Source organism: Pseudomonas sp. 910_21, assembly GCF_052850735.1.
Map to the genome: position 1 here is coordinate 288,508 of NZ_VXCY01000005.1, position 17,900 is coordinate 306,407.

Sequence of the window (17,900 nt, forward strand, 5' to 3'; positions counted from 1 at the left end):
CCGACATGAGCCAGTGGCTTTATCTTTCCCCCCACGCCACCGGGGCGACGCCATGGCGCTGTTTCTGGTGGCAGGCCGACGGCCCCCTGCATCAGGGCAACCTGGAACAGGCCGCAGCGGACCTGGACCAACAGCCGTTGACCTTGCTGCTGCCCATGGAAATGGCCAGCCATCATCAGGTCAGCGTACCCGCACGCAGCGGTCGCTGGCTGCGTCAGGCGCTGCACAGTGCCCTGGAGGAGCAACTGATCGATGAGCTGGACAGCCTGCACCTGGCCCACGGACCGCTCAAGGACAAACGCCATTGCCCGGTGCTGGCCCTCAATCGCGAGCGCCTGGGCTATTGCCTGGAACAACTGGCCAGGCACGGGTTGCAGCCGTCGCGCATTCATATCGATGCTGATTGCCTGCCCCAGGACCGGCCCCGAGCCCTGGCCTGGGACGGCCGCTGGCTGCTGGGCGGCAGTGCGCCGCTGCGCCAGGCCCTGGGACCGGATGAGCTGGGCAGCCTGGCCCCGCTGCTGCCGGCGGACCTGCACTGGCAAGGGCCGCAGCCGCCGGCCCTGGACCCAGTCGAGACCCAGGGCTGGCAAGCCGACGAACGTCCCTGGGACTGCCTGAGCCAGGGTTCGCAACAGGCCATCGACCTGCGCCAGGGCGAGTTCCAACTGCGCCATCGACAGGCCGCCCCCTGGCGCCTGGCCCTGCTGCTACTGCTGATTGCCGGCGGCGCGCAACTGCTGCAGAGCGCTGGCCAGCGCTGGTACCTGGACCATCGGAGCGACCGGCTTGAGGAACAGAGCCTGGCCCTGTGGCAACAGCGTTTTGCCGATGAAGGCCCGGCCACCGACCTGACGGCACAGATTCGCGCCAAGCAACAGCAAGAGGTCGAAGAGGTCATCGGCAGCGCCCACAAGCTGTCGCAACTGGCCGGCCAATGGAGCGCCAGCCACGGCGCCCTGGCGCTGGTCCACCGTCTCGACTACCAGGCCGGCGAAGGCTGGAGCCTGCACATCAGCGCGCCGGCCTTTGCCGATCTTCAACAACTGCGCGAAGGCCTGATTGCCCAGGGCCTGGACGCCAGCACCGACTCTTCCGTACGCGACGCCCAAGGGGTCAGCGCGCGGTTGCAGATCAAGGAGTGAACGTGACCCAAGCCGTACGGAAAAAGTCGCCCCTGTCCACCCTGCTCCGCCAATCCCAAGGGCACTGGCAGCGCCTGGCCAAACGTGAGCAGCAGGCCCTTCAAGGGCTGGCCCTGTTCAGCGCTGCGACCCTGTTTTATCTACTGCTCTGGCAGCCACAGCAGCAGGCGCTGAGGCTTGCAGAGCAACGTTTTATCGAGGTAACCGATTTGCATCATCAGCTTCAACAACTGCCCGCCACCGCGCCGTCCAGCACCGCCATGGCGATTTCCGCCGAAGCCCTGCCCGGGCTGCTGGCTCGCTCCAGCAGCCAGGCCGGTCTCAACCTTGAGCGCATGGACAATGACGCCCCAGGCCGGATCAACCTGGCCCTGGAAGGACCGCTCAACAGCCTGATCATCTGGGTTGATCAATTGGAACAGCAGCAGGTGGAGGTGCAGTCGTTTTCCATCGAGGTCAGCAAGGAAGCCATCGCCACCGCGCGCCTGCAGGTCCAGACCCGCTGAACCCGGCGCCCTTTTCCCGAAGACACAAAAAAGCCCGCCGAAGCGGGCTTTTTCATTGATTCAACGCCAGGGATCAATCATCGCGACCCATGATGCCGAACAGTTGCAGCAGGCTGACGAACAGGTTGTAGATCGATACATACAGGCTGATGGTGGCCATGATGTAGTTACGCTCGCCGCCATGGATGATGGCGCTGGTCTGGAACAGAATGCAGACCGAGGAGAACAGCACAAAACCGGCGCTGATCGCCAATTGCAGGCCGCTGATCTGGAAGAAGAAGCTGGCCAGCACCGCGCCCATCAGGACAAAGAAGCCGGCGGTGATGAAACCACCGAGGAAGCTCATGTCCTTGCGGGTGATCAGCACGTAGGCCGACAGACCGCCAAACACCAGGGCGGTCATGGCGAAGGCCGAGCTGACCACTTCAGCGCCGCCCTGCATGCCCAGGTAGCGGTTGAGAATCGGGCCGAGCAAAAAGCCCATGAAGCCAGTCAGGGCGAAGGCCGAGACCAGGCCCCAGGCCGAGTCACGGAGTTTGTTGGTGAGGAAGAACAGACCGTAGAAGCCGATCAGCACGACAAAAATGTTCGGGTAGCCGACGCGCATCTGCTGCGCCACATAGGCCATGACACCGCTGAATGCGAGGGTCAGAGCCAGCAAGCCGTAAGTGTTGCGCAGGACGCGGCTAACCTCTAGCTGCTCGGCCTGCACGCCGTTGTTAACTGCGTAATCCTGTTCGCGCATGGCGACACTCCTGTTGGGGGAAACGTTTAGTGGCAAAGATCATAACAGAGGCTCTGTAACTCGCGATGCAGAGAGTTTGACAGTGTGTTTCATTCGGGTATTATGGCGCCCGCAATGCGATCTGGAGGTGTGGCCGAGTGGTTTAAGGCAGCGGTCTTGAAAACCGCCGACTGTAACAGGTCCTAGAGTTCGAATCTCTACGCCTCCGCCAAATCTCAACGAGAAAGCCCTGATTTTTCAGGGCTTTTTTGTGTCTGGGGTTTGGCATTCCTGACGCAGTGATGCATAGAGCATTTGCGCATCTTCTCGCTGCTTTTCGCCTCTGCGTCCCCCTTCAAGGCGTTCCGCCTGACAATCCCCCCAAGCTACAGTTCGTCGGTGCGAATCGCGCCTCACTCAAGCCTCTTTGGATTCATCCCAGAGACAGTCCGCTATGCCAGCAGTTCCTCAACTGCCAGGCATCCTGGAAAAGCCCCACGAAAACCAGCTCACGCCAATCGATGCTCTTGAGTCGATAGGCATTGAGCATTAACAGAGCATTGAAGGCACTGTCTTGGGACTGAGCTCCTCCTGCCCAATCAACCACATCTTCATTTTGTAATAATTCAGCTGCAATACTGCGCATACAAAGCGTGCTTTTTTTCCTGCTGCCACCTAAGGCAGCTTTTTTTTGCCCGCTTGTTTTGGGACCGCTTTGTCTGATTGACCAATTGGACCTCAGCCTTTTGCAGTGCCGTCCAGACCTGCTTCAGAGGCCGCAGGTCGGCTTCAATCAGATCGCCATTGGCCTCAATCACGCGAAAGCTTGATGGCCATTTATCCAGCCGAACCAACAGGTTCTTGATGGACTACCCATTGAGAATGCTTTCGTAGCTTGAATCCAATCGAGACGCTCTGGTTTGCGCCAGCCCGCCCCCCCTTCTCCTGAAGCTCCAGGATCATCACTTCCAAATCCCGGGCCGGGGTCGTTTCTCTGCCGACTTCTGCTGCCGCGCTGTTTAAAGCTGCAACCTCATTCAATAAACGAAATGGCTTCAACAGGCTTCTAATCTTCCTGACGGCTATTCTGAGATCGTGCAAAGCCTCATTGTCGGTACGACACTCCAAGCGCGCCTGCGCGTGATAAAGCGCAACTTGGAGGGTCAGTATCTCAGCCACAAACTTGTTCACAAATGATGTTCAGAGCAGCCTCGTCGAGAGATTGCTGGGTTAGATCAAGCAACGACCTTGAACACGTCCTTCATGCACGAACGACAACGGGATAGGCCAAATGCAGTGCACTTCTACTATGCCGGCCCTTGCAGATGTCGGTATCCAGCCGCTTGAATGAAATCAGCCAAGTGCCAAATCTCTCCATTCGCAGCCCATAAACCATCTTTGACTTCATCAAGGATGATAGAAGTCATGACGATCCGTTGATCGCCGGCTGCTTGCGCCTGGCTGACTGCCTGATGCAAACGCTTTACATAGTCGCTTCGCATGGCCTCATTCAACACGCCAACAGGAACCTTGACCTGCACGATGCAGGGAATGGCCCGAGCGCTGATATCCATCGCGCCGCATGTCCAGGAGCCTGCAGGCACTTCATCAATGAGCGTCCAACACAGTCCCTGTTGACGAGGATCATCGCCGATTTGTTCGACTGCCACGGCCACTTTCGTAACCTCTTCGCAAAGCCGTGCCTGTTGCTCGGAAGTAAAAGAACCTTGAGGCACTTTGATCAAAATATTTGGCATACCGGTTAACGCTCGATGAAATGGAGGCGTCATTAAGCCAGTCATGCAACACTGCAACCAGAGACCGATTTGACATCTTTCATGCATAATCAGCCAATGAACGACTTCACGATTTTGGTCGCCAATGGCGCCTTCGCCTCCAGTGTCGCCCTGACTCTGGACATCCTTTCGACAGCAGCCGTAATCGCTCAGCGACAAGGCACTGCCGTACCACGCTGGCAGATCTGCGGGGTGGACACGGATTGCGTGACCCTCGGCCACGGCATGCAAATTGCCGTTCAGCCCTTGACCACTCGATTCGATGACCGCTCTTGCTGGATTATCCCCGGCATCGGAGTCGCCGATGCCCTTACACTCGAACACCGATTGAAACAGACGGATATTGCCCTGTTGATTCCGGCATTACTCACCCACGTGCAATCAGGGGGCGACGTAGCCGCATCCTGTTCCGGGGTATTCGTCCTGCAGGCTGCGAACCTGCTCGCCGGGCACTGTGTGACCACTTCCTGGTGGCTGGCCCCCTTGCTCCGGCAGTGGGCACCTGAGTGCCAGGTCGATGCCGATCGCATGGTCATCATCGACCCGCCATTGATCACCGCGGGCGCAGCGCTGGGTCATAGTGATCTGATGTTGCATCTTCTGCGAAGCCGCTTCTCCCCGGCTTTGGCAGATGCCGTTGCAAGGGCACTACTGATAGATGGCAGGCAACTACAATCGCCCTTCATGGTTCCGGCAATGATGGCTCAGGGGAACGAATTGATCGCACAGTTGACGGCCCATATTGAAGACTCGCTACCAGCGACTATCAGTGTCAGTGCACTCGCCTCCAGCTTTGGTTTGTCAGAACGGACCTTGTCTCGACACGTCCACAAGGCAACCGGTTATAGCCCGTTACGGCTGATCCAGCGAGTCCAGGCCAATAAAGCCCGAGAACTGCTGGCAAACAGTAAATATTCAATCGACACCATTGCCGAACACGTCGGATACAGGGACGCCACCTCCCTGCGGCGACTGATGAAAAAGATGCTGAACGCAACACCACGGCAATTGCGCTAGCGACCATGGCGAACTGTTTTCAATTCAATTGTCCGATGTGGAGTGCGACTCGAACAGCTCGCTTTTTCATAACTGCACGTCGATAACCAGCTTCGCCTCCGCTCGCTTTGCGGCAAGTCTTTATCACCCTGGCTAGATACGCATGGTGGGTTGAAACGCATTACTTGCACGCTTTTAGATCAACTCCCAAGCATTAGCCTTCTGAAAAAAAGTACAGACATCAATCTCAGGCGAGTACTTTTCTACCCTGGAAAGCGAATATGAATATTTAAAAAATGGTCAACACCTGCTGACCGTCAAGCGGTCGCACGAGAAAAAAGCGATGCGTTAAGTCGCTGGCAAAGATAGCGCCAAGCCCCCAATGTTGTTTCACTTCTGAAGCAGCTCAGCGCAGCTGTCGGCATTTCAGCAGCTCTTTTTACTGCCCCCAATCGTAATCACTATAGAAGACATAGAAAAACAGGCATTGAGTCTTTCAGCGACTACAATGAAAAAATAGAACACTCAAACCATTGTCACGCCTCGACACTACAACACTTGAAAACAATCCTTATCCCTCGCTCCTACTGACGGATCATGTATGAAGCTTGAAATACTCAAACAGGCGGTTATGGATTCGCGAGACGGGATCACCATCTCCGACAATTGCATTGATGACAATCCGTTGATATTTGTAAACCCTGCTTTTGAACGGATGACCGGCTATTCATTCGAAGAAATTACCAACATCAACTGTCGATACCTACAAAGAAACGACAGAGATCAACCTGAACTGGAGCTTATTCACAACGCGGTAAAAAAAGGCGAGTACTGCCTCGTAACCTTGCGCAACTACCGCAAGGATGGAAGCATGTTCTGGAATGAGTTAAGCATATCGCCAATCCATGATGAAAACGGGGCTGTCAGCAACTTTATCGGCATCCAAAAAGATGTAACATCGAGAATGCTTATACAGCAGCAACTTCGCGACGAACATCAGTCTCTCGAGGAAATGAAAATACACTTCGAGCAACTGTCCATAAAAGACGGACTCACGGGGATATACAATCGCCGTTTTTTTGATACGCAGTTCGAAATCCAATGGAAAATTGCCTGCCGCAATGGCGACTCATTGACTCTTGCCATGATTGATATTGATCACTTCAAATCTTTCAATGATATTTATGGGCATCAAGCGGGTGATGAAGCGCTCATACGCGTCGCTGACAGTTTGAATAAATCCTTTCAGCGTGGCTCCGACTTTGCAGCCAGGTATGGCGGCGAAGAATTTGTAATCCTGTCCAATGGCATGACCAAAGAGCAAGCCTCTCTGTATGCCCAAACGCTATGCCAACGAGTTCGGGATCTAAAAATACCGCACTCCGCCTCCAGCACGGGATACTTAACCATAAGCATCGGCTTTTCAGTTCATACATTTGGTCTGCGGCATCCGTCTAACGTGCTACTGGCTCAAGCCGATAAAGCGCTCTATGCAGCTAAAGAACGGGGCAGAGACCAATCATTAAGCTTCTAGGTTCTGTAGCAAAAGCTGGAGCTTGCATCACCCGCCTGTCGATAATCCATCGAAAGGTACACGCCCAGGCCAGCCGTACAGATGGTGCAGCAATTCGGCCCATGCAGTACCCGCCGGGGTTATGACGTAATCGAGGGTGCTGACCACAGGATCGAGGCGAAGAAACACCTGGACACGCTTCCTTCATTTGTCCAGATTCAGTAGTTCCTGCATCCGTAAGCCAATTATTCCTCGCAACCACGCAGCGTGAAACTCCATTTCTTCCAGAGAAGTATCCTCAGCCAATCGATATACAAACTCCTTGTCCCTCGGTCCCTGACACACGACGCTAAAATGGCCATGACGGTCATAACTGGCGAGCACGTAAGGGCAGATACAAATAATGTCGCTAAATGGCACCTGCACTTCGGTGGGCTTACGACCGCGACGGGTGACCGTGAAGGTCAGCAATTGCTGGTTTTCGTCGAACGTGAAGGCCAGCACTCTAGGCGCAGAGAAGATCCACGCGAAGACCAGCCCCATGAGCACAACAGAACCACACAGGAGCTGGATGAACAACCACGTTGTGAGGCTAGACCCATCGCTGTTTGGTTCATCTGACATCGCTTCGAACCCGAGAAGGACCAGTATCGTCAGCACTAAGCCCGGCAACAACCCAAGCACCACAAAGCAGAAACCCAAAATGGCCGCACCCGTGCTTCCAATGGTCAGTAAATCCGTGCCGCGATGCCAGATAGGTGGGTGGACGCCAGGGTTTTCAGTACTTGGCGCGGCTAGAGGCGTTGCGACAGGCTGAGGTGGGCTTTGACGATTCATCTAGCAGGCTCCAGGTTTTGCAGCGCAGACGGTACCACTACTACCAGATGGCCAGGTCCAGGATCATCGGATTTTTTCACTGCGTTTATTGGTCGATGCTCTACCCAGGGCGCTCGCCTTTCATACCAGGCAGTCGAAGGTGCGAGCTACAGCGATTCAGTTCCTTGTTCTGAGTATCAGAGCCAGCACTATGAAGAGGCAGGCAGGTAACAAAAACCAATTACCTCCACCCGCCATACCCACACCAAACAATGTGCACCCAACTAATAACAACGGCAGATTGATTGCGAATTTCATAGCACGCTCCGTGTTTTAGAAAGCAATCCAAGTGGGTCAGATAGGCAGCCAATATACCAGTTGATCCTGGTCTTCGGTCCTCAGTCATAGGTCGCGCTACGTTTGGCGAATCTGCAAATTGTGACGCGACAACAGGTGATGCCGGCGATTGAGTTAGCCTTCGAGACGTTCAGCCAGGTTATCCAGTTAACGCCTATGTCACGCTTGGAGATTTCCAGTTATGGGCAGCATATCGGTTGGTCCTATCTGGAGCATGGCGCTAAGCCCACGGGACTTCTTCCGGCAGATCTGATCACACCGGGTGATCGGCCCGATCGACAACTGGTTCGAGTAAGTGGACGACAGCGGCCCGAAGAAACAGACCTATCTGATCCGACACCGCGACGGCTCCCCCATCTCTGCGCCCCGATCGGACAGCTTCCGGCCCCAGATGAAGGCCAGGGCGAGCATGAAGGCTTTTTGATCATCACCGCCCGCCCAGCGCGGAATAGATCGAACCATCTGAGTAAGGCGAGTCAGCGATGAATAGTGTCATTTCTCTCTTCAAGGCTCGGGACGCAAGTAGCCAAATCAAGGACAGACTCAAGAATGTTGTAGAGCACTGCCTTGCTGATAGCAAAATAGTATCTAGACTCCAGTGCGCTTCACCCTCATTGACTGGCAGGTCTAGTTAAGTTGTATAGAACAACATAACGACTGCAAGCATTGGATAGCAGTCAATAGCCAGATCAAATAAACCTCAATCTAAAAGGAATATAGATATGGGTATTACCGTTACCAACAAATCATCGAAAAAAATTGAAGCCTCGATCAACAAATGGGGTAGCGACGGCGACACCAAATTCTTCGGAATCGATAGCGGCAAGCAGGAAAGCTGGGACCGATCAGACGACCGTGGCTTTGTGCTGTCCCTGAAAAGGAACGGCACCCAGGCGCCTTACTATGTGCAGGCCACAAGCAAGATCGAAATCGAAAACAGTACGGTGAAAGACCACGGTGAAACCATTCACCCGGTCGCGTAAGGCACTAGCAACAGCCAAGGCTGCCCTCGGGCGCCTTGGCTTCAAGTTGATACGTTGGAACAGCGCTCAATAACCGTCTACTGGTCCGAGTCAACTCGGCGGATGTCCGCCTGATACGTCGAGATATCCCTCAATCCCGGAGCGAGCGTCGGCGCGAAAGAACATCGCTCCCCCCTCCGGCGCCTTCATCTCTACCCCGCTGCGCAATCAAAAAACCGGCGAATGATCGCCGGTTTTCATGACGTGCCGTTCGGCCGTGCAGAGCGTCAAACCGCCCCTGCCCTGCCATCGAATCAATGCGGCGCGTTCAGGGTCAGGCGCATCTGGCGGTTCACATCCTTGTACAGCAGGTAGCGGAAGCGACCCGGGCCGCCGGAGTAGCAGGCCTGCGGGCAGAACGCGCGCAGCCACATGAAATCGCCAGCCTCGACCTCGACCCAATCCTGGTTCAGGCGATACACCGCCTTGCCTTCCAGAACATACAGGCCGTGCTCCATGACGTGGGTCTCGGCGAAGGGGATCACGCCGCCCGGCTCGAAGTTGACGATGTTGACGTGCATGTCGTGGCGCATGTCGCTCATGTCGACGAAACGGGTGGTGCTCCAGCGACCTTCGGTGTCAGGCATCACCCGCGGCTCGATGTCCTGCTCGTTGGTGACGAACGCGTCCGGATAAGGCACGCCGTCGACTTTCTGGTAGTGCTTGCGGATCCAGTGGAAACGCGCTTCGGTGCCGCTGGTGTTGCGCAGCTTCCAGTCGGCGGCCGGAGGGATAAAGGCATAGCCGCCGGGCTTGAGGACGTGCACCTGGCCTTGCAACGTCAGGTTGACTTCACCCTCGACGACAAACAGCACCGCTTCGGCGTTGGGGTCCTGCTCGGGCTTGTCGCTGCCGCCATTGGCGCCCACTTCAACGATGTACTGGGAAAAGGTTTCGGCGAAACCCGACAGCGGACGGGCAATGACCCACATGCGCATGTTGTCCCAGTGCGGCAGGTGGCTGGTGACGATGTCACGCATCACGCCCTTGGGGATCACCGCGTAGGCTTCGGTGAACATGGCGCGGTCGGTGAGCAGCTCGGTCTGCGCCGGGTGCCCGCCGTGGGGCGCGTAATAAGTGGTTTTGGACATGGAGACTCTCCTCATTGTTGTTTTGCTGCCCCGTGCTGCAACGCCGCCGGGGTGAACAAATCTGCGGAGCGACGCGCCAGGCAATGCCGGGTATCGCTGCTGGCCACCACGATATCCAGCGCCGCTTTCATGCACAAATTAAATACTGAACTACGGCATATTCATTTATCGAATACCAAGCGGATTCAGCCACGGGTGTCCTGGGCCAGCACCCGTGACAATACCCGCGCCAGCTCCTTGACCATGGGATCGGCCGCCAGGCGGTGCAGCAGCGCCACCTCGAACACATCCACCGATGGCAGGCCAATGCTTTTGGGCAGCACCTCATGCCCCGGGGTCACCGCCCGCAGCGGCAGCAAGCCGATGCCCATGCCGTCGGCAATGGCCGACTGCAAGCCACTGAGGCTGGAGCTGGTGAAACTGATATGCCAGCGCCGGCCGATGGTTTCCAGGGCACTGATCATTTCATCGCGATACACCCCGCGAGGCGGGAAGGTGACGATGGGCAACGGGTCGAGGTCGATGCAGGGGTTTTTCGCACTGTCCACCCAGCGAGTCTTCTCGGGCCAGCACGCCACGGCCTCACGGCTGTTGCGCAATTGCTTGAGTACCACCAGGTCCAGTTCGCCACGGTCATAACTGCCACTCAGGTCGCGGCTCATGCCGCTGGTGACTTCCAGCTTGACCTGGGGGTAGCGCCGGTTGAACGCCGCCAGTTGCTCAGTGGTGCGCCCCGCAGCAAAGTCGTCCGGCACGCCGATACGCACCGTCAGCGCCACCGTGGCCCCGGACAGCGCCTCAAGCATCTCGTCGTTCAGCGCCAGCAGCCGCCGGGCATAGCCCAGCAAGGTCTCGCCGGCATCGGTGGGTAGCACGTCGCGGTTGCCGCGCTCCAGCAGCCGGTGCCCGGCCATGTCCTCCAGACGGCGTATCTTCTGGCTGATGGTGGACTGGGTGGAATGCAGGCGACTCGCCGCGGTGGTGAAGCTGCCGCAATCGGCCACCGTGACAATGGCGCGCAGCAAGTCGAGGTCGAACAGGCGGCTATTGGGTTTCTCAATGTCGCTCATGCAGGTATCTGTTTTCTGAATGCGAGGGTTCTTTCTACCGGTTCTTGTCCCAAGAGACAAATCCATGCAACGGCAGTGGATATGCCATCATGCGCCACCACCGCTCACCCATCCGAGAAGGACATCAGGATGCAGTTCATCCCCCTGGTCGATGCCGATCCCGCCACTCAGGCCCATGTACGCACGCTGCGCAACCAGGAAGAGGTGCGCAAGTACATGTACACCTCCCATGAAATCAGTGAACAGGAACACCAGCGCTGGCTGAGTTCCTTGCAGGGCAATCCGGCCCAGGCAGTGTTTGTCGTCGTGGGCGAAGGCCAGGCCCTGGGCATCGTTTCACTGAATGCCATCAATGCCCGACAGAAAACCGCCGACTGGGCGTTCTACCTGGACGCCAAGCAGCAAGGCAAGGGCCTGGGCAGCCTGATCGAGTTCTGGATGCTGGACTACGCCTTCACTGAAGCCGGTCTGGAAAAGCTCAACTGCGAGGTGCTGGCCAGCAACCCGGCGGTGATCAACATGCACCTGAAATTCGGTTTCCAACAGGAGGGGCTGCGGCGCCAGAACATCCTCAAGGATGGCCAACGCATGGACGTCGTCCTGCTGGGCATCACCAAGGCGGAGTGGCAGAGCAAACGCCCGATGCTTGAGCCGCTGATCGCCCGCCTGGGCAGATAAGCCGCCAAGGCACCCGGCTGTAGTTGCAGCGTATCGGGCGCCCTGTCCTGGACAGGAGCAAGCGGCGGTTCAGCCCTTATTGCGGTTTTTCGCCCCGCCCTGGCGCGCCTTGAAGCGTGGATTGGATTTGCAGATCACGTAGATCCGGCCGCGACGCTTGACGATCTGGCAGTCGCGGTGACGGTTCTTGGCTTCTTTGAGGGAGGACAGGACTTTCATGGGAGAGGCTCCTTGGGGTGATTTTAAAACGTAATAACATATCTTATTTGTAAACAAGAATAATTATCAACATCAAATCCCTTCCTCTCGAAAGAAGGCTCAGCTGGCGGCCTAGAGCATTGGCTCTAAAGATCACCACAAAGCGGTCGTTATCCTTTATTCACCCCCACTCAAGGAAGCAGTGACATGGAAATAAGCAACCGTCCCCTCCCACCACTGACCGCCGGCGGCTCCCAGCCCGGCATCAAGCTGCCTGACTCGGGCAAGGTGCTGACCCCACCGCCCCTGACGGCGGAACAGAAAGAGGCGCTGGAAAAACTCCGCGACAAGGCCAAGGAACAGCCTCAGCCACCGGTCACGCCGCCAAAAACCTCGTTGATCGACGAAGTCGTCTGATCCAAGAACCCGGACGGACACGGCAGCGCCTGGGCCGGTCCGTTCGGCATGGGAAGGGAAACAGGCGCGTCACCAACTGCCCGACGCCCCCCCGCCGCCACTGGAGCCGCCGCCTCCGGAGAACCCGCCTCCCGAGCTCGAACGACCGCCGCTGCCGCTACTACCAGCGCCACTGGACCAGTGAAAGCTGCTGCCACTGGCAAACAGCATAAAACCGAGGAAGTAGGCGAACGGCAACACCGTCAGCCACTGCCGGACCGTGCTCCAGGCGTCGACACCCCAGGCCATTAGTAGAATCAGCACCAGCAGCGCCCCCAGTCGCCACGCAAAGCCCTTGGGGCTCTTGCGCCACCGGTTGCGCATCATGCGGTAGAGCAGCCAATGCCCCCCCAGTACCAGCAGCACAGCGGCCGGCCAGGCCAGCCCGTAAAGGAAGGTCGCACTGCCCAGATACTGGCTGACCAGGCTCAACAGCGCGATATACAGCAACAGCCCCAGCACTCCGTAAAACACCCGACGCGCCTGCCACAAACCGGCGAAGGTCGCGCCGCCCACCAGCATGCACAGTGGCACCAGGAACAACTGCACCAGCCACTCGCGACCGCCCACCGCCCCTACCAGCAACGCCACCAGCAGTACCAGAGCGGCCAGGACCCGACGCCACTTCCAGCCTGCGGCCAGCATCACCCCCGCCACCGAACCGCTGATGAACGCCAGCAGCAAGGCATAGGCTTCCAGCGGTACGCTCAAGGGCGCCGGTTCCGGCAGCTCACCGCCGTCCACCAGGATGATCAGATCGTCCAGCGCACGATCGATCCCACCGGCAAAGTCTCCCTGGCGAAAGGCCGGGGTCAGGTCCCGGGCGATGATCTGCCCGGCCAGCAAGTCGGTGACCACCGGTTCCAGGCCGTAGCCCACCTCGATGCGCACTTTGCGGTCGTTTTTCGCCACCAGCAGCAGGAGGCCGTCATCGACCCCCTTGCGCCCCAGTTTCCACGAGCGAAACAGCTGGTTGCTCAAGGCTTCGATGCTTTGCTGGCCAAGGTTGGGCACCAGCATCACCGCGATCTGCGCGCCACGGCGCTGCTCCAGTGCCGCCAGTTTGTTCTCCATACGCTGCTGATCGGCAGCGTCCAGCGTGTTGCTCAGATCGATGACCCGGCGATCCAGGGAGATCTTCAGCAGCCCGGGCGGGGCCGGCTCGGCCACCACCAGTGTCGGTAACAGCAGACCGAGAAACAGCGCCAGCCACAGGCCGCGCCCTTGTTGCCACAACACCTTGATCATCCGAGCGCTTGCCCCATCGTTCTTCCTGAGTGGGCGAACTTTACCACTGCCTTTGTGCGGGTCGATTCGACAGCACGGCCCCCAGGCAAAAAAACACCGGGCAGGTGACCAAACCTGCCCGGTGCCCGACGACCTGTCGTGTTGCTGCAACCAGCCTCAGCCCAGGCGGTTGAGACACACCACTTTGGGCTGGGTCATTTCCTCATAGGCGAACCGCACTCCCTCACGGCCCAGGCTGCCGTATTTGAAGCCGCCAAACGGCATGGCATCGAAACGGTAATCGGACGAATCGTTGATCATCACCCCACCCGCCTCGATCCGCCGCGCAGCGTCCATGGCGGTGCGCAGATCGTTGGTGAAGATCCCCGCGTGCAGGCTGTATTCAGGCTGGTTGGCCAGGGCGATGGCCTGATCCAGATCGTCGAACGGCTGCAGCACCACCACTGGCGCGAACACTTCGTCCTGCCACAGGCGACTGCCGTGGTCGACATTCTCCAGCACCGTGGCGGCGTAGCAGGAACCCTGGCGCCGATGCCCACAGAGCAGGCGCGCGCCCTGCTGCAAGGCTTCATCCACAACTGTCTGCGCATTCTGCGCCGCCTGCAGACTGATCATCGGCCCGATATCCGTGCTGTCGGCCAGCGGATCACCACTGACCTGAGCCCGGGCCAGGCACACAAAGGCCTCGCGAAAGGCCGCATAGATCGAGGCCTGGACCAGCAGGCGCTGGGTGCCGATGCAGTTCTGCCCCGCCGCCCAGAACGCCCCCGACACGCAACTCTGTACCGTGGCCTGCAGATCACAATCGGCCATCACGATCACCGGCGCGTTGCCTCCCAGGTCCATGGCCAGCTTCTTCAGTCCGGCGCTGCGGGCGATCTGCTCACCGGTGACAAAGCCGCCGGTGAAGGAGATCATCCGCACCTCACGCGCCGCCACCAGGGCCTTGCCCAACTCCGCGCCACCGGTGGCCAGGGTCACCACCGACGTCGGCAGCCCGGCATCACGCAGGTATTCCACCAGCTTGATGGCCGACAACGGCGCCAGCTCCGACGGTTTGAGAATCACCCCGTTGCCCCCGGCGATGGCCGGGCCCAGCTTGTGCGCCACCAGATTCAGCGGATCGTTGTAGGGCGTGATGGCCAGGATCAGCCCCAGAGGTTCGCGGGAGAACCAGCCCTGGCGGTTTTCCGAGCCTTCATAGGCATCGAACGGCAGCACCTCGCCCGCATTGCGCTTGGCTTCTTCCGCCGACAGCTTGAGGGTGTTGATGCAGCGTTTGACCTCCTTCTGCGCCTGCTTCAAGGTCTTGCCCGCTTCGTCGACGATCAGTCGAGCAAAATGCTCGGCGTCGCGCTCAATGTTCAAGGCCGCCCGTTCCAGAATCTGTGCCCGCTGATAACGCGGCAGCGCAGCGCAGTCCTTTACGCCCTGGCGGGCCTGCTGCAACAGGTACGGCACGGCACCGGCCTCAAGGCGTGGCACCGTGCCAATGACGCGGCCATCGAAGGGGCTGCAGACTTCAATCGAATCGGCGACCGGCGCCAGGCGTGACAGGTTCATGGGCAGGCTCCTAGCGGCTCGAGCGCGACTGGTGGATGTGGATGATGTCCGAGAGCAAGGCAAAGGCGGTCTCGATACGCCCGGCGCCCGGCCCGGACACCGTCACCGCGCCCAGCAGCCCGGTGTTGAACGACACCGCGTTGATCGCCCCGGAAATACCCGCCAGCGGATGGGCCAGCGGCAACAGCCGCGGCTCGACACTGGCCTGCAGCGAACCATCGGCTTGACGTTGGGCCGAACCGATCAGCTTCCAGCGCGCACCCTCGACCCGGGCCTGCTCCAGGTCCGCAGCCGTCAGACCGGAGATGCCCCGGCAACTGACGTCGCTGACGCTCAGCTGTGCACCGAGCAGTTCATTGGCCAGGATCACCACCTTCAAGCGCACATCGAAGCCTTCGACATCCGCCGTCGGATCAGCCTCTGCATACCCCAGGGTCTGAGCCTCGGCCACCGCCTCGGCAAAGCCCAGGCCGCCTTCCATGCGGGTCAGGACAAAATTCGAGGTGCCGTTGAGAATGCCCTCGAAACCCAGCAGCTCGCTGCCGGCCAGGGACTGCTGGGCCAGGCGGATCACCGGAGTGCCGCTCATCACCGCGCCTTCGTATTCGAAGGCCGCCTGATTACGCTGGGCCAAAGCCTTGAGCTCAGCGCCGTGCAGGGCAATCGGGCCCTTGTTGGTGGTCACCACATGCTTGCCCTGCTCCAGGGCCCAGCGGCAGAAAGTCGTGGCCGGCTCGCCGTCCACCGGGTTGGTGAAGGTGGCCTCGGCAATGATGTCGGCGCCAGAGTCCTTGATCACCTGCTCGTTGAGCGCCTCTACCTGACCACCGGGCAGTTGCGCCAAAGCGCCTTTGGTTGCCGGCAGCTTGCTCAGCAGGCCGGCGTCCAGCCCCTGGGGAGCAACGATGGAACCGAGGAACAGATCGCTGATGCCGACGATTTTCAAACTGAAACCCAGTTGTTTTTTCCATGCCTGATTGCGCTCGGCAATCAATTGCGCCAGGGCCCGATTGACCCCGCCGAAGCCCACCAGGGCGATGTTGTATTCAATCATTTTTGTTGTGTTCCATCCGGGTTGAGAAGCTGATGGACACAAGGTTAGGGGGCTGGCCCGGGCAGTGAAATATGCCGTTTTGCTGTATTTGCTGAGCATTTTGCCCACGCCTGGAGCCAGGTGCGCGGGCATAGAAACATGGCGGGTTGCGCAGGGACGCCTTCAGGAGTGCCTGGTCCTGTATCCCTGGTCCGCCAACCTTGTGCAATCCGTCACCCTTCTCTGCTTGGCGGCAGAGGGTGATGGCTCTGATTGATACAGGAGGAAGCCCCATGACGACTCTGAATCGATACATGCCGATTACCGGCCATGACTGCAACATTCCCTCGCTGCTGATCGATACCCAAGCCCCCATTGACGTCCTCCACGATGCAGCCGCGTATCGCATTCGCGCTGTGATTCAATTGCTGGAGAGTTTCGCGGTTTCTGATGAAGCGCCCAAAGGTGCAGTGGTACTGCAGGAACTGTCGCTGGTGTGCAGCATTTTGCTGCGAGATGGGTGTGATTTGATGGATGTGACGACAAGGCGGATGCAGGAGCAGGTGTTTCAGTAAGCCAAAAAGGGCGACTTGAAAGTCGCCCTTTTTCTCTCGCTGTAGATCGGATAGCGATCGATCAAAGGCTTACTTGCTCTCTTTGGCAATAGTGCCCAGGCTTGCATCTTTGACCAGATAACGGCCTTCCACATCGCTTAACACCTTTAAGCTGTTGCGAGCCATCATCACACCAACTTCCACTTCTTGCTTGAGGTAGATAACCTCGCCTGCTTTCACCGTCACAGGCATGTCTGCCCAGTTTTCAGCCTTGGAGCTAATAACGTGCTGACCAGGGGTGACGTAGAAATAAATGTATTGGTTACCACGGTTGTAGCCCATTTCCGAGTCGGCTTCCTTGTCATCCAGGAAGACATTGAAACGTACCATCATTCCCACATTGCTAGGACGAACGACGTATACCAGGCCTTTATCGGCAACTGCAGGTTTAGGTAGTGAGTACTGCGCGACCTCGGCTTGCATTTTTTCCATAGATGGGGCTGAGGCACAGCCATAAAGCAGGACTATAGAGACAACAGAGGCGATCTTGCAGACAATCTTAATCATGTAAATCTTCCCTATTACACGTAGCTTTATAATTTCCTACAAACTAGAAAAATCGCTCCACTGCCGAAATCAATATCCGCCTGTGATTTCAACTAATTAAACGTTCGCCTTCCCAACCGAAACCGCAACCTCTATTACTATTTTAGAAGCGCCAGACTGATCACGAGATAAACTTTCATCCTTCAGTGGATCAAGCACATAAAAAACTTCAACACGTGAGCCAACCTGATAAAAACTGACATCCTCTTCATCATGAACATAAATACCCTCAGTACACAAAACACCTTCATCCAGCATCACATCCATTGTATTATCAGGCATATCACCATCCTGACCAGAATAATAGGTCCTAACTATAACACCAGAAATTTTCTTTGCAGGCATAACGCCACAACTAATACTACCCCACCATTCCTTAGAACCAAAAAGTCCAAAACTGCCCTTAAGCCCTAACAAAGGTCTATTTTTATCCAAAGTCAACGACTGCACTAAAAAAACCTGCTCTGGATCACGCCTAAGCTCCTCAGCCAATTGATAAACTAATCTCATGGGCACACGACTCTCAGC

21 protein-coding genes, 1 tRNA gene and 1 pseudogene are annotated in these 17,900 nt (G+C 57.6%); 10 read left to right on the plus strand and 13 right to left on the minus strand.

Annotated features, from left to right (window positions below):
* Positions 1-5 precede the first annotated feature (5 nt).
* Both gspL and gspM read left to right on the plus strand, forming a co-directional pair.
* Positions 6-1,145: a type II secretion system protein GspL gene (gene gspL, locus FW796_RS17925; protein WP_446439697.1), complete on the plus strand. Its 1,140-nt coding sequence runs from the start codon at positions 6-8 to the stop codon at positions 1,143-1,145.
* A 2-nt stretch (positions 1,146-1,147) separates the two neighbouring features.
* On the plus strand, positions 1,148-1,651 hold the full coding sequence (gspM, locus tag FW796_RS17930; RefSeq protein ID WP_446439698.1) for a type II secretion system protein GspM: 504 nt from the start codon (positions 1,148-1,150) through the stop codon (positions 1,649-1,651).
* Positions 1,652-1,724: 73 nt separating this feature from the next.
* On the opposite strand, the gene FW796_RS17935 is transcribed toward gspM, so the two are convergent.
* Positions 1,725-2,396 (minus strand): Bax inhibitor-1/YccA family protein, encoded by a 672-nt coding sequence (locus FW796_RS17935; RefSeq protein ID WP_123725856.1) that lies wholly within the window; start codon positions 2,394-2,396, stop codon positions 1,725-1,727.
* A gap of 123 nt (positions 2,397-2,519) precedes the next feature.
* Between FW796_RS17935 and FW796_RS17940 the strand changes: the two genes are divergently transcribed.
* Positions 2,520-2,607, plus strand: a tRNA-Ser gene (locus FW796_RS17940).
* A 201-nt stretch (positions 2,608-2,808) separates the two neighbouring features.
* On the opposite strand, the gene FW796_RS17945 is transcribed toward FW796_RS17940, so the two are convergent.
* The 3 genes from FW796_RS17945 to FW796_RS17955 all read right to left on the minus strand — a co-directional run bounded on the left by FW796_RS17945 (position 2,809) and on the right by FW796_RS17955 (position 4,132).
* Positions 2,809-3,021 carry a hypothetical protein gene (locus FW796_RS17945; protein WP_346635230.1) on the minus strand — a complete coding sequence of 71 codons (213 nt, stop codon included), beginning with the start codon at positions 3,019-3,021 and terminating at the stop codon, positions 2,809-2,811.
* A gap of 191 nt (positions 3,022-3,212) precedes the next feature.
* On the minus strand, positions 3,213-3,566 hold the full coding sequence (locus tag FW796_RS17950) for a CHAD domain-containing protein (RefSeq protein WP_404937258.1): 354 nt from the start codon (positions 3,564-3,566) through the stop codon (positions 3,213-3,215).
* A gap of 116 nt (positions 3,567-3,682) precedes the next feature.
* A complete protein-coding gene (locus tag FW796_RS17955) occupies positions 3,683-4,132 on the minus strand; it encodes a tautomerase family protein (protein ID WP_346635374.1) in 450 nt (149 codons plus the stop codon).
* Between the two features lie 96 nt (positions 4,133-4,228).
* On the opposite strand from FW796_RS17955, the gene FW796_RS17960 reads away from it, so the two are divergent.
* Both FW796_RS17960 and FW796_RS17965 read left to right on the plus strand, forming a co-directional pair.
* Positions 4,229-5,188, plus strand: a complete 960-nt coding sequence (locus FW796_RS17960; RefSeq protein WP_446439830.1) for a GlxA family transcriptional regulator — start codon at positions 4,229-4,231, stop codon at positions 5,186-5,188.
* 580 nt (positions 5,189-5,768) lie between these two features.
* On the plus strand, positions 5,769-6,701 hold the full coding sequence (locus tag FW796_RS17965; protein ID WP_346635228.1) for a diguanylate cyclase domain-containing protein: 933 nt from the start codon (positions 5,769-5,771) through the stop codon (positions 6,699-6,701).
* A 183-nt stretch (positions 6,702-6,884) separates the two neighbouring features.
* Here FW796_RS17965 and FW796_RS17970 read toward each other — a convergent pair whose 3' ends face one another.
* On the minus strand, positions 6,885-7,517 hold the full coding sequence (locus tag FW796_RS17970) for a hypothetical protein (protein ID WP_446439699.1): 633 nt from the start codon (positions 7,515-7,517) through the stop codon (positions 6,885-6,887).
* 571 nt (positions 7,518-8,088) lie between these two features.
* On the opposite strand from FW796_RS17970, the pseudogene FW796_RS17975 reads away from it, so the two are divergent.
* Together FW796_RS17975 and FW796_RS17980 are read left to right on the plus strand one after the other, a co-directional pair.
* A pseudogene (locus FW796_RS17975) lies at positions 8,089-8,288 on the plus strand (DUF159 family protein); the annotation flags it as partial.
* 287 nt (positions 8,289-8,575) lie between these two features.
* Positions 8,576-8,836, plus strand: a complete 261-nt coding sequence (locus FW796_RS17980) for a hypothetical protein (protein WP_123725845.1) — start codon at positions 8,576-8,578, stop codon at positions 8,834-8,836.
* Positions 8,837-9,129: 293 nt separating this feature from the next.
* Here FW796_RS17980 and FW796_RS17985 read toward each other — a convergent pair whose 3' ends face one another.
* Entirely contained in the window at positions 9,130-9,966 is an 837-nt protein-coding gene (locus FW796_RS17985; protein WP_123725844.1) for a bifunctional allantoicase/(S)-ureidoglycine aminohydrolase, read from the minus strand.
* A 185-nt stretch (positions 9,967-10,151) separates the two neighbouring features.
* Positions 10,152-11,036 carry a LysR family transcriptional regulator gene (locus FW796_RS17990; protein WP_404937259.1) on the minus strand — a complete coding sequence of 295 codons (885 nt, stop codon included), beginning with the start codon at positions 11,034-11,036 and terminating at the stop codon, positions 10,152-10,154.
* A gap of 129 nt (positions 11,037-11,165) precedes the next feature.
* Here FW796_RS17990 and pseH point away from each other — a divergent pair, with 129 nt between their 5' ends.
* Positions 11,166-11,714 carry a UDP-4-amino-4,6-dideoxy-N-acetyl-beta-L-altrosamine N-acetyltransferase gene (pseH, locus tag FW796_RS17995; protein ID WP_346635226.1) on the plus strand — a complete coding sequence of 183 codons (549 nt, stop codon included), beginning with the start codon at positions 11,166-11,168 and terminating at the stop codon, positions 11,712-11,714.
* Between the two features lie 69 nt (positions 11,715-11,783).
* Here pseH and ykgO read toward each other — a convergent pair whose 3' ends face one another.
* Positions 11,784-11,933 (minus strand): type B 50S ribosomal protein L36, encoded by a 150-nt coding sequence (gene ykgO, locus FW796_RS18000; protein WP_011062095.1) that lies wholly within the window; start codon positions 11,931-11,933, stop codon positions 11,784-11,786.
* 186 nt (positions 11,934-12,119) lie between these two features.
* On the opposite strand from ykgO, the gene FW796_RS18005 reads away from it, so the two are divergent.
* Positions 12,120-12,329, plus strand: coding sequence for a hypothetical protein (locus tag FW796_RS18005; RefSeq protein ID WP_346635225.1), 210 nt, complete (start codon positions 12,120-12,122; stop codon positions 12,327-12,329).
* A 69-nt stretch (positions 12,330-12,398) separates the two neighbouring features.
* On the opposite strand, the gene FW796_RS18010 is transcribed toward FW796_RS18005, so the two are convergent.
* The 3 genes from FW796_RS18010 to FW796_RS18020 form a co-directional block, all read right to left on the minus strand.
* Positions 12,399-13,616: a TPM domain-containing protein gene (locus FW796_RS18010; RefSeq protein WP_446439700.1), complete on the minus strand. Its 1,218-nt coding sequence runs from the start codon at positions 13,614-13,616 to the stop codon at positions 12,399-12,401.
* Between the two features lie 156 nt (positions 13,617-13,772).
* Positions 13,773-15,179, minus strand: a complete 1,407-nt coding sequence (locus tag FW796_RS18015) for an aldehyde dehydrogenase family protein (protein WP_446439701.1) — start codon at positions 15,177-15,179, stop codon at positions 13,773-13,775.
* A gap of 10 nt (positions 15,180-15,189) precedes the next feature.
* Positions 15,190-16,233, minus strand: a complete 1,044-nt coding sequence (locus FW796_RS18020) for a homoserine dehydrogenase (protein WP_446439702.1) — start codon at positions 16,231-16,233, stop codon at positions 15,190-15,192.
* 272 nt (positions 16,234-16,505) lie between these two features.
* Here FW796_RS18020 and FW796_RS18025 point away from each other — a divergent pair, with 272 nt between their 5' ends.
* Positions 16,506-16,787, plus strand: coding sequence for a hypothetical protein (locus tag FW796_RS18025; RefSeq protein WP_446439703.1), 282 nt, complete (start codon positions 16,506-16,508; stop codon positions 16,785-16,787).
* Positions 16,788-16,856: 69 nt separating this feature from the next.
* Here FW796_RS18025 and FW796_RS18030 read toward each other — a convergent pair whose 3' ends face one another.
* Together FW796_RS18030 and FW796_RS18035 are read right to left on the minus strand one after the other, a co-directional pair.
* On the minus strand, positions 16,857-17,249 hold the full coding sequence (locus FW796_RS18030) for a DUF2846 domain-containing protein (protein ID WP_446439831.1): 393 nt from the start codon (positions 17,247-17,249) through the stop codon (positions 16,857-16,859).
* A 180-nt stretch (positions 17,250-17,429) separates the two neighbouring features.
* A complete protein-coding gene (locus tag FW796_RS18035) occupies positions 17,430-17,882 on the minus strand; it encodes a hypothetical protein (protein WP_346635221.1) in 453 nt (150 codons plus the stop codon).
* Positions 17,883-17,900 lie beyond the last annotated feature (18 nt).

Bases quoted from the DNA above. Each gene is read 5' to 3' on its own strand.
- FW796_RS17960 (WP_446439830.1), top strand. From the start codon at position 4,229: ATGAACGACTTCACGATTTTGGTCGCCAATGGCGCCTTCGCCTCCAGT.
- gspL (WP_446439697.1), top strand. From the start codon at position 6: ATGAGCCAGTGGCTTTATCTTTCCCCCCACGCCACCGGGGCGACGCCA.
- FW796_RS18035 (WP_346635221.1), bottom strand. From the start codon at position 17,882: ATGAGATTAGTTTATCAATTGGCTGAGGAGCTTAGGCGTGATCCAGAG.
- FW796_RS17980 (WP_123725845.1), top strand. From the start codon at position 8,576: ATGGGTATTACCGTTACCAACAAATCATCGAAAAAAATTGAAGCCTCG.
- FW796_RS17945 (WP_346635230.1), bottom strand. From the start codon at position 3,021: ATGCGCAGTATTGCAGCTGAATTATTACAAAATGAAGATGTGGTTGAT.
- FW796_RS17970 (WP_446439699.1), bottom strand. From the start codon at position 7,517: ATGAATCGTCAAAGCCCACCTCAGCCTGTCGCAACGCCTCTAGCCGCG.
- FW796_RS17990 (WP_404937259.1), bottom strand. From the start codon at position 11,036: ATGAGCGACATTGAGAAACCCAATAGCCGCCTGTTCGACCTCGACTTG.
- FW796_RS18030 (WP_446439831.1), bottom strand. From the start codon at position 17,249: ATGCAAGCCGAGGTCGCGCAGTACTCACTACCTAAACCTGCAGTTGCC.
- FW796_RS17965 (WP_346635228.1), top strand. From the start codon at position 5,769: ATGAAGCTTGAAATACTCAAACAGGCGGTTATGGATTCGCGAGACGGG.
- pseH (WP_346635226.1), top strand. From the start codon at position 11,166: ATGCAGTTCATCCCCCTGGTCGATGCCGATCCCGCCACTCAGGCCCAT.
- FW796_RS17955 (WP_346635374.1), bottom strand. From the start codon at position 4,132: ATGCCAAATATTTTGATCAAAGTGCCTCAAGGTTCTTTTACTTCCGAG.
- FW796_RS18020 (WP_446439702.1), bottom strand. From the start codon at position 16,233: ATGATTGAATACAACATCGCCCTGGTGGGCTTCGGCGGGGTCAATCGG.
- ykgO (WP_011062095.1), bottom strand. From the start codon at position 11,933: ATGAAAGTCCTGTCCTCCCTCAAAGAAGCCAAGAACCGTCACCGCGAC.
- FW796_RS18015 (WP_446439701.1), bottom strand. From the start codon at position 15,179: ATGAACCTGTCACGCCTGGCGCCGGTCGCCGATTCGATTGAAGTCTGC.
- FW796_RS18005 (WP_346635225.1), top strand. From the start codon at position 12,120: ATGGAAATAAGCAACCGTCCCCTCCCACCACTGACCGCCGGCGGCTCC.
- FW796_RS17935 (WP_123725856.1), bottom strand. From the start codon at position 2,396: ATGCGCGAACAGGATTACGCAGTTAACAACGGCGTGCAGGCCGAGCAG.
- FW796_RS18010 (WP_446439700.1), bottom strand. From the start codon at position 13,616: ATGATCAAGGTGTTGTGGCAACAAGGGCGCGGCCTGTGGCTGGCGCTG.
- FW796_RS17985 (WP_123725844.1), bottom strand. From the start codon at position 9,966: ATGTCCAAAACCACTTATTACGCGCCCCACGGCGGGCACCCGGCGCAG.
- FW796_RS18025 (WP_446439703.1), top strand. From the start codon at position 16,506: ATGACGACTCTGAATCGATACATGCCGATTACCGGCCATGACTGCAAC.